Here is an 8,022-nt window from a genome sequence, read left to right on the forward strand (position 1 = left end):
GTCGGCCGCAACGAGGCCACCGCGATTGACATGTTCACGCGCGACCTGGCCGGCTTTCACAAGTCCGACGCCCTGCACTACGACGCGCTGCTGCACGGCAGCGCGAGCTGGAAGCCCAGAAGGCCAAGGACAAGGCCGAGCGCGAAAAGGCCGAAAAAGCCAAGCGTGACAAGGAGAAGGCGGAAGAGGCGCGCAAGGAAAAGCTCGAGCAGGAAAAGCGCGACAAGCTGGAACAGCAAAAGCGTGACAAGGCCGAGCAGGAGAAGAAGGAGCGCCTGGAAAAAGAAAAGCGCGAAAAGGCGGAAAAGGAAAAAGCCGCCAAGGACAAGGCCGCCAAAGAAAAGGCTGAGAAGGAGAAAGCCGAAAAGGCCAAGGCCGACGCCGAGAAGAAGGCGGCCGACGACAAGCGCCGCAAGGAGCAGGCCGCCCAGGAGGCCAAGGCCGCCAAGGAACTGGAGCGCATGCGCCAGGAAAACCTCAAGGCCATGGCCGGTCTGGCCGGTGGTTCCGGCGGCACGGGATCTGCCGAAAAGAGCAGCGGCCCCAACGGCGGCAAGGGCACGGGTGGCGGCACGGCAGGCCATTCTGCCGGCTATGGCGCGCGCGTGGCGGCCAAGGTCAAGCCCAACATCGTCTATCCGGACGTGGTCAGCGGCAACCCGCGCGCCGAAGTGCGGGTGCGCGCGGCGCCGGACGGCACCATCACCAGCGTGCAGCTGGTCAAGTCCAGCGGCAACAAGGCCTGGGACGACGCCGTGGTGCGCGCCCTGCACAAGACCGAGACCCTGCCCAAGGACACCAACGGCACCGTGCCCAGCGAGTTCAACTTCGGTTTCCGCCCGCAAGACTGATCATTTACAGAGCGCCTGGCGCCAATCCAGCAAGGACTTCAGACAGTTATCTGGCTGAAGTCCTTGTTCTTTCAGCGCCAGCAGCTCATTTATTGCGAGCTATCTGCCGCCGCCACACGGCCTGGGGGTACATGCCCCCACCGCCAGGACGGACAGCCGCCAATCAAGGAAAATAAGCCCCCTATGAAAGCCCCCGAACTGTTGCTTCCCGCCGGCTCGCTCGACAAGATGCGCGCCGCCTACGACTTTGGCGCCGACGCCGTGTACGCCGGCCAGCCGCGCTACTCCCTGCGCGCGCGCAACAACGAGTTCCGCATGGAGCAGATTGCCCAGGGCATCCAGGAAGCCCACCAGCGTGGCAAGAAGTTCTTTCTGACGTCCAACGTCATTGCGCACAACGACAAGATCCGCACCTACCTGCGCGATATCGAGCCCATCATCGCCCTCAAGCCCGACGCGCTGATCATGGCCGACCCCGGCCTGATCATGATGGTCAAGGAAAAGTGGCCCGAGGCCGTGATCCACCTGTCCGTGCAGGCCAACACCACCAACTACGCCACCGTCAAGTTCTGGCAGAAGATGGGCGTGGAGCGCATCATCCTGTCGCGCGAGCTGAGCCTGGACGAGATCGAAAAGATCCGCCAGGAATGCCCCGATATGGAGTTGGAAGTGTTTGTGCACGGCGCGCTGTGCATCGCCTACTCGGGCCGCTGCCTGCTGTCGGGCTACTTCAACCGACGCGACCCCAACCAGGGCACCTGCACCAATGCCTGCCGCTGGGAATACAAGACCCATGGCGCCGATGTGGACCCCAACACCGGCGAGGCGCTGGGCCAGGCCATGGAGCAGGGCTTCAACTTCGAAGACGCCAAGAACGACGCCGACAACCAGTTCACCAGCACCTGCGGCGACCAGAAGCGCCACCCCAAGGCCGACGCCATCTACCTGCTGGAAGAAAAGGGCCGCCCCGGCGAGATGATGCCCATCATGGAAGATGAGCACGGCACCTACATCATGAACTCCAAGGACCTGCGCGCCGTGGAGCACGTCGAGCGCCTGACCAAGATCGGCGTGGACTCGCTGAAGATCGAAGGCCGCACCAAGAGCCTGTACTACGTCGCCCGTACCGCGCAGACCTACCGACGCGCGATCGACGACGCCGTGGCTGGCCGCCCCTTCAACCCGCACCTGATCACCGAGCTGGAAGGCCTGGCCAACCGTGGTTACACCGGCGGTCTGCTGGAGCGCCGCCCCGCCAACGACTACCAGAACTACGAGACCGGCACCTCGGTGCTGCAGCGCAGCCACTTCGTGGGCCAGGTGCGTGGCTACGAGAACGGCCTGGCCGAGATCGAAACCATGAACCGCTTCGCCGTGGGCGACACGATCGAAATCATCCACCCCACCGGCAACCGCACCATGAAGCTGGAGCAGATGTTCAACCTGGACGGCGAGCCCGTGCAGGTCGCGCCCGGCAACCCCGTGCGCGTGCGCATCCCGGTCGAGGGGCCGATCGAAGGCGGCCTGATCTCGCGCCTGCTGCACCCCGAACAGGCCTGATCTTTGATAGCGGTCAGCGCGCGCTGTTCAAGGATTTCCGATACTTTTCAGTCTGAAACCTAGAATCGACCTGCGCCAACCGCTCCTCTTTTCAAGACCGTGTCGGTCTTGGCACAAAGGCACCCCCGGGTGCCTTTTGACTTTTCACGGCAGACCGCTACAGTGCGCCTGCCCGCCCGATTGGAACCCTGATGAACCCCGAAGAGATTGTTGTCCTGCCTGAACTCAAGGCCTATATCGACCCCCTGACCCCCGACGAACACGATGCGCTGGAGCGCAGCATCCTCGACGAAGGCTGCCGCGACGCCCTGGTCCTGTGGGGCAATGTGCTGGTCGACGGCCACAACCGCTTCGGCATCTGCCAGAAGCACGGCCTGCCCTTCCAGACCATCCAGAACGAACGCTTCCAGAACATGGAAGACATCCACCTGTGGATGATCGACCAGCACCTGGGCCGCCGCTCCGTCTCCGACTTCCAGCGCGGCGTGCTGGCACTGCGCAAGCGCGAGATCATCGCCGAGCGCCGCGCCGCCGCTGCCGCAGCGGTGAATGCCGCCAAGGCGGAGTCCAGCGCCGAAGCGCCCTGGGACGGTGACACCAATCCCGCCGTGGCCCAGGCCCTGGCCAACACCCCCAAGGTGCCCGACCAGGCCCTGGACACGCGCGAAGCACTGGCCCGCGCCGCCCGCCTGTCGGCCGGCCAGGTCAAGATGATCGAGACCATCCAGGAAAAGGCCGCCCCCGAAGTGGTCGCCGCCGTCAAGGCCGGCGAGCTGTCGCTGAACGCCGCCGCCGTGGTTGCCAGCCTGCCCGTGGAAGAGCAGCAGGCCGTGGCCGCCGAGGGTGCCGAGAGCCTGAAGCAGGCCGCCAAGCGCGTGCGCGAGGCCAAGAAAAAGCCCAAGGCCGACAAGCCCGCCGCCACGGACGATGCGCAGGATACAGCACCACCGGCCTCGCCCGAGGAACTGCAGGCCCGCGTGGCCGAGCTGGAGGCCGAGAACGAACGCCTGCGCCTGCAGGTCAAGACCCTGCAGGAGCTGCTGGCCGAGCAGGCCTGAGCCCGCAGCCGCCCCTGCCGCAGCGCGTCACCGACGGGATCGGTGGCGCGCTTTTTTTGTGTCATGCTGCGGCGCAAGATTTGCTGTGAAGGGACGCGCCCACCATGCCCGCTTTGTTCTCCCCCATCCGATTCGGCTCGCTGGAACTGGCCAACCGCATCGTCATTCCCCCGATGTGCATGTACTCGGCCGAGGAAGGCTGTGCCACCAGCTGGCACCTGATGCACTACGGCCAGCTGGCCCAGTCCGGCGCCGGCCTGCTGATCCTGGAGGCCACCGCCGTCGAGGCGCGGGGCCGCATCAGCGCCCACGACCTGGGCCTGTGGAACGATGCCCAGGTGCAGGCGCTGCGCCCGGTGCTGGCGCACATCCGCCGCCACAGCCCCATGCCCGTGTGTATGCAGCTGGCCCACGCCGGTCGCAAGGCCAGCAGCCGCCGCCCCTGGGAAGGTGGTGGCGCCCTGCCTGCCGACCACCCCGAGGCCTGGCCCACGATCAGCGCCAGCGCCCAGGGCTTCATGCCCACCGACCCACTGCCAGCCAGCGCCACGCTGGAGGACATTGCCCGCATCAAGCAGGCCTTCGTCGATGCTGCCCTGCGCGCGCACAGCCTGGGGCTGGATGCGCTGGAGCTGCACGCCGCCCACGGCTACCTGCTGCACCAGTTCCTGTCGCCCCTGTCCAACCTGCGCGACGACGCCTATGGCGGCAGCCTGGACAACCGCATGCGCCTGACGCTGGAGGTGTTCGATGCCATCCAGGTGGCCCTGCCAGCGGGCTTTCCGCTGGGCGTGCGCATCTCCGCCACCGACTGGGTGGACGGCGGCTGGGACCTGGCGCAAAGCACCCAGCTGGCCCAGGCCCTGGCAGCGCGCGGCTGCGCCTTCCTGCATGTCTCCAGCGCCGCCCTGCACCCGGCGCAGCAGATCCCCATCGGCCCGGGCTACCAGGTGCCGCTGGCCGACGGCCTGCGCCGCCACCTGCAGGGGACCATGCCCGTGATTGCCGTGGGCCTGATCACCGACGCGCAACAGGCCCAGGCCATCCTGGATGCCGGCCAGGCCGATGCCATCGGCGTGGCCCGCGCCATGCTCTACAACCCGCGCTGGCCCTGGGAGGCCGCCCGCCAGCTGGGCGCCCAGGTGGCGGCCGCCCCGCAGTACCTGCGCTGCGAGCCACATGGCGCCAAGGGCCTGCTGCAGAGCGCGGCCACCGCCTAATCCGGGGCGGGGCAGTCTGGCGCTGGACAGCCCCTACACTGGGTGGCTGTGTCCACCGAACCCGCCTCCTCCCCCAGCCTGACGCGCTACGCCACCCTGGCCGCCGACATCGCCCAGTCCATCCATGCGGGCGTGCTGCAGCCGGGCGACAAGCTGCCCTCGGTGCGCAGTTGCTGCGCCGCACGCGGTGTCAGCCCGTCCACGGTGTTCCAGGCCTACTACCTGCTGGAGGCGCGCGGGCTGATCCGTGCGCGCGAGCGTTCCGGCTACTACGTGGCCTCGGGCGCCCACCACCCGCCGCCGGAGCCCGAGATCGCCCGGCTGCCGCCCCCGGCCTCGCTGACGGTGGATGTCAGCGAACGCGTGTTCTCGATCCTGCAAGCCAGCTTCCAGCCGGGCACGGTGGGCCTGGGCAGCGCCTTTCCCGCGCCCCAGCACTTCCCGTGGAACAAGCTGGCGCAGTCGCTGGCCGCCTGCGCACGCCAGGCCCAGCCGCAGGCCCTGCTCGATGACCTGAGCACCGGCCACAGCGGCCTGCGCCGCCACATCGCCCGCCGCTACCTGGCCGATGGCATGCCGCTGCACATGGACGATGTGGTCATCACCAACGGCGCGCTGGAGGCGCTGAACCTGTGCCTGTCGGCGGTCACCCAGCCCGGCGGCACCGTGGTGGTGGAGTCGCCGTGTTTCTACGGCGCCCTGCAGGCGCTGGAGCGCCTGGGCCTGAAGGCAGTGGAAGTGCCCACCCACCCGCGCGACGGCATCGACCTGCCGGCGCTGGAAGTCGCCATCACCAGCCACCGCCCGCAGGCCATCTGGCTGATGAGCAACTTCCACAACCCGCTGGGCAGCCTGGTGCCCACGGCCCACAAGCAGGCCCTGTGTGCGCTGCTGGCGCGCCACCAGGTCCCGCTGATCGAAGACGATGTGTATGGCGAGCTGTACTTCTCCGCCCGCCGCCCGCTGCCCGTGAAGGCCTACGACCGCGAAGGCTGGGTGCTGCACTGCAGCTCGTTCTCCAAATGCCTGGCACCGGCCTGGCGTGTCGGCTGGGCCGCGGCGGGGCGCTTCACCCAGGCCGTGGCACGGCAGAAGCTGACCACCTCGCTCAGCACCAACGCCCCGGCCCAGGCCGCGCTGGCGCATTACCTGGAAGGCGTGGGCTTCGACAAGCACCTGCGCCAGCTGCGCCACACCCTGGCCATGCAGCGCGATGCGATGACGCAGGCCATCGCCCGCCACTTTCCGCCCGGCACGCGCGCCACGCGCCCCGAAGGCGGCTATTTCATGTGGATCGAGCTGCCGCCCGGCTGCGATGCCCTGCAACTGCACCAGCAGGCCCTGTCCGCAGGCATCAGCCTGGCGCCGGGGCCGGTGTTTTCGGCCAGCCAGCGCTTTGGCCGCTGCATCCGCCTGAACTACGGCCTGCTGTGGGACGCCCGCACCGACCAGGCCCTGCAGCAGCTGGGCAGCTGGTGCCACCGCATGCAGCAAGCCGCAGGCTGAGTGGCGCCGCGGCTCAGCGCGGCACCAGGAAGGTGGTCGGCGCGGCCACCTGGATGGCCGGGTCGGCCTGGGCGCGCACCTCGATCGCCACGGGGTGCGAGCCACCTGCCGCCGCCCCATACGGCGCCTGCAGGCGGATGACCACCCAGCGGTCTTCGGCCGCACCCAGCGCCACCGCGGTATCCGACGCCACACGCAGCCCGTCCAGGCCCGCGGCCGACAGCACATAGTGCTGCGGCACTTCCGTGGCATTGCCGATCTGCACGCGGTAGATGTTCTCCACCATGCCGCCGGCCACGATGCGCGACAGGGTGCCACGGTCGCGCACCACATCCACCTTCAGCGGCACGCGCACCGACAGGCTGGTGACCATGGCCACGGTGATGGCCAGCAGCCCCGCCCCGTACAGCAGCACGCGCGGGCGGAACACGCGGCGCAGCATCTGCGCACGGCTCCAGCCCTGGGCCAGGGCGCTTTGCGTGCTCAGCCGCACCAGGCCACGCGCATAGTGCATCTTGTCCATCACGCCGTTGCAGGCGTCGATGCACAGCCCGCAGCCAATGCATTCGTACTGCAGGCCGTCACGGATGTCGATGCCCACGGGGCAGACCTGCACGCACAGCTTGCAGTCGATGCAGTCGCCCAGGCCCTGGGCGCGCGCATCCACGCCCTTGGCCCGCGGGCCACGGCCTTCGCCGCGCGCGGCGTCGTAGGTGACGACCAGCGTGTCCTTGTCGAACATGGCGCTCTGAAAGCGCGCATACGGGCACATGTACTTGCACACCTGCTCGCGCAGGAAACCGGCATTGCCGTAGGTGGCCAGGGCGTAGAAGGCGATCCAGAAGATCTGCCACGCCCCCTGCAGCGCCATCACCTGCACCGCCAGGTCGCGGATGGGCACGAAGTAGCCCACGAAGGTGAAGCCCGTCCACAGCGACAGCATCAGCCAAAGCAGGTGCTTGCCGCCGCGCCGGGCCGTTTTCTCCAGCGTCCAGCCACTACCGTCCAGGCGCAGGCGCGCACTGCGGTCGCCCTCCAGCCGGCGCTCGATCCACATGAAGATCTCGGTGTACACCGTCTGCGGGCAGCTGAAGCCACACCACAGCCTCCCGGCCACGGTGGTGAACAGGAACAGCGCCAGGGCGCTGACGATGAGCAGCGCCGTCAGGTAGATGAAGTCCTGCGGGTACAGCAGCCAGCCGAAGACGTAGAAACGCCGCTGCTCCAGATCGAACAGCAGGGCCTGGCGCCCATGGATCTGCAGCCAGGGCACGACGTAGAAGAACAGCTGCGTGGCCCACACCAGGGCCCAGCGCCAGCGCGAAAACAGGCCTTGGATGGAACGCGGCTGGATCTTGGTGCGCGGCTCGTAGAACGGCACGGCACGGGGTGCGGCCTGAATGGGGATGGTCTTGCGGAGCGGCGGGGTGCCGCCGGGTTGCGGGGAGGAGTTTTCGTGGGACATAGCGGGAATGGGCAGGCCAGCCAGGACCGCCTGGCTGCGCTCAGCAACGACTGTGCGCGCGCCGTCCCTGGAACAAAAGCATCAGATTGGGGGCAAAAAGACCGGATCAGATGCACTCCATCCAAGCATCACCATATCAGTTCATCAAAAAGTGAGCGGCTGCCGCAGGACAGATGCGGCACACGATCTCTTTAGACCCTGAAAAGCCTATCCATCCAGCGTCAACCGCTTCCTTTTTTCAGTAAATCTCGCCATCTCGACCAATGGCACTTCAGAACACCGCCAAATTGCCGACATGCCAGATAAGGCCTTGTCGGCCTGTGTTGCCTCTGGAGAGCACCATGCTGAACGTTCCCCCCCTC

6 protein-coding genes and 1 pseudogene are annotated in these 8,022 nt (G+C 67.5%); 6 read left to right on the plus strand and 1 reads right to left on the minus strand.

All coding sequences use genetic code 11. The features are described 5' to 3' along the window. From FYM52_RS18315 to FYM52_RS18340, 6 genes and pseudogenes are all read left to right on the plus strand, one after another. A pseudogene (locus FYM52_RS18315) lies at positions 1–99 on the plus strand (N utilization substance protein B); the annotation flags it as partial. A gap of 8 nt (positions 100–107) precedes the next feature. Continuing rightward, entirely contained in the window at positions 108–851 is a 744-nt protein-coding gene (gene tolA / locus FYM52_RS18320; RefSeq protein ID WP_238826270.1) for a cell envelope integrity protein TolA, read from the plus strand. 183 nt (positions 852–1,034) lie between these two features. Further along, positions 1,035–2,411, plus strand: a complete 1,377-nt coding sequence (gene yegQ, locus FYM52_RS18325) for a tRNA 5-hydroxyuridine modification protein YegQ (RefSeq protein WP_154165127.1) — start codon at positions 1,035–1,037, stop codon at positions 2,409–2,411. 191 nt (positions 2,412–2,602) lie between these two features. Beyond that, positions 2,603–3,469 (plus strand): plasmid replication/partition related protein, encoded by an 867-nt coding sequence (locus FYM52_RS18330; RefSeq protein WP_154165128.1) that lies wholly within the window; start codon positions 2,603–2,605, stop codon positions 3,467–3,469. A 104-nt stretch (positions 3,470–3,573) separates the two neighbouring features. Next, entirely contained in the window at positions 3,574–4,689 is a 1,116-nt protein-coding gene (locus FYM52_RS18335) for an NADH:flavin oxidoreductase/NADH oxidase (RefSeq protein WP_154165129.1), read from the plus strand. 78 nt (positions 4,690–4,767) lie between these two features. Further along, positions 4,768–6,195 carry a PLP-dependent aminotransferase family protein gene (locus FYM52_RS18340; protein ID WP_154165131.1) on the plus strand — a complete coding sequence of 476 codons (1,428 nt, stop codon included), beginning with the start codon at positions 4,768–4,770 and terminating at the stop codon, positions 6,193–6,195. 13 nt (positions 6,196–6,208) lie between these two features. Here the strand turns inward: FYM52_RS18340 and ccoG are convergent, their stop codons facing one another. Beyond that, positions 6,209–7,660 carry a cytochrome c oxidase accessory protein CcoG gene (gene ccoG / locus FYM52_RS18345; protein ID WP_154165130.1) on the minus strand — a complete coding sequence of 484 codons (1,452 nt, stop codon included), beginning with the start codon at positions 7,658–7,660 and terminating at the stop codon, positions 6,209–6,211. Positions 7,661–8,022: the final 362 nt, after the last annotated feature.

It is taken from the genome of Comamonas sp. CAH-2, from assembly GCF_009668305.1.
In the GTDB taxonomy this organism is placed as follows: Bacteria; Pseudomonadota; Gammaproteobacteria; order Burkholderiales; family Burkholderiaceae_C; genus Comamonas; species Comamonas aquatica.

What these genes read in the sequence shown, in the direction of transcription:
- yegQ (WP_154165127.1), top strand. Translation starts at nt 1,035, where the DNA reads ATGAAAGCCCCCGAACTGTTGCTTCCCGCCGGCTCGCTCGACAAGATG.
- FYM52_RS18330 (WP_154165128.1), top strand. Translation starts at nt 2,603, where the DNA reads ATGAACCCCGAAGAGATTGTTGTCCTGCCTGAACTCAAGGCCTATATC.
- FYM52_RS18335 (WP_154165129.1), top strand. Translation starts at nt 3,574, where the DNA reads ATGCCCGCTTTGTTCTCCCCCATCCGATTCGGCTCGCTGGAACTGGCC.
- ccoG (WP_154165130.1), bottom strand. Translation starts at nt 7,660, where the DNA reads ATGTCCCACGAAAACTCCTCCCCGCAACCCGGCGGCACCCCGCCGCTC.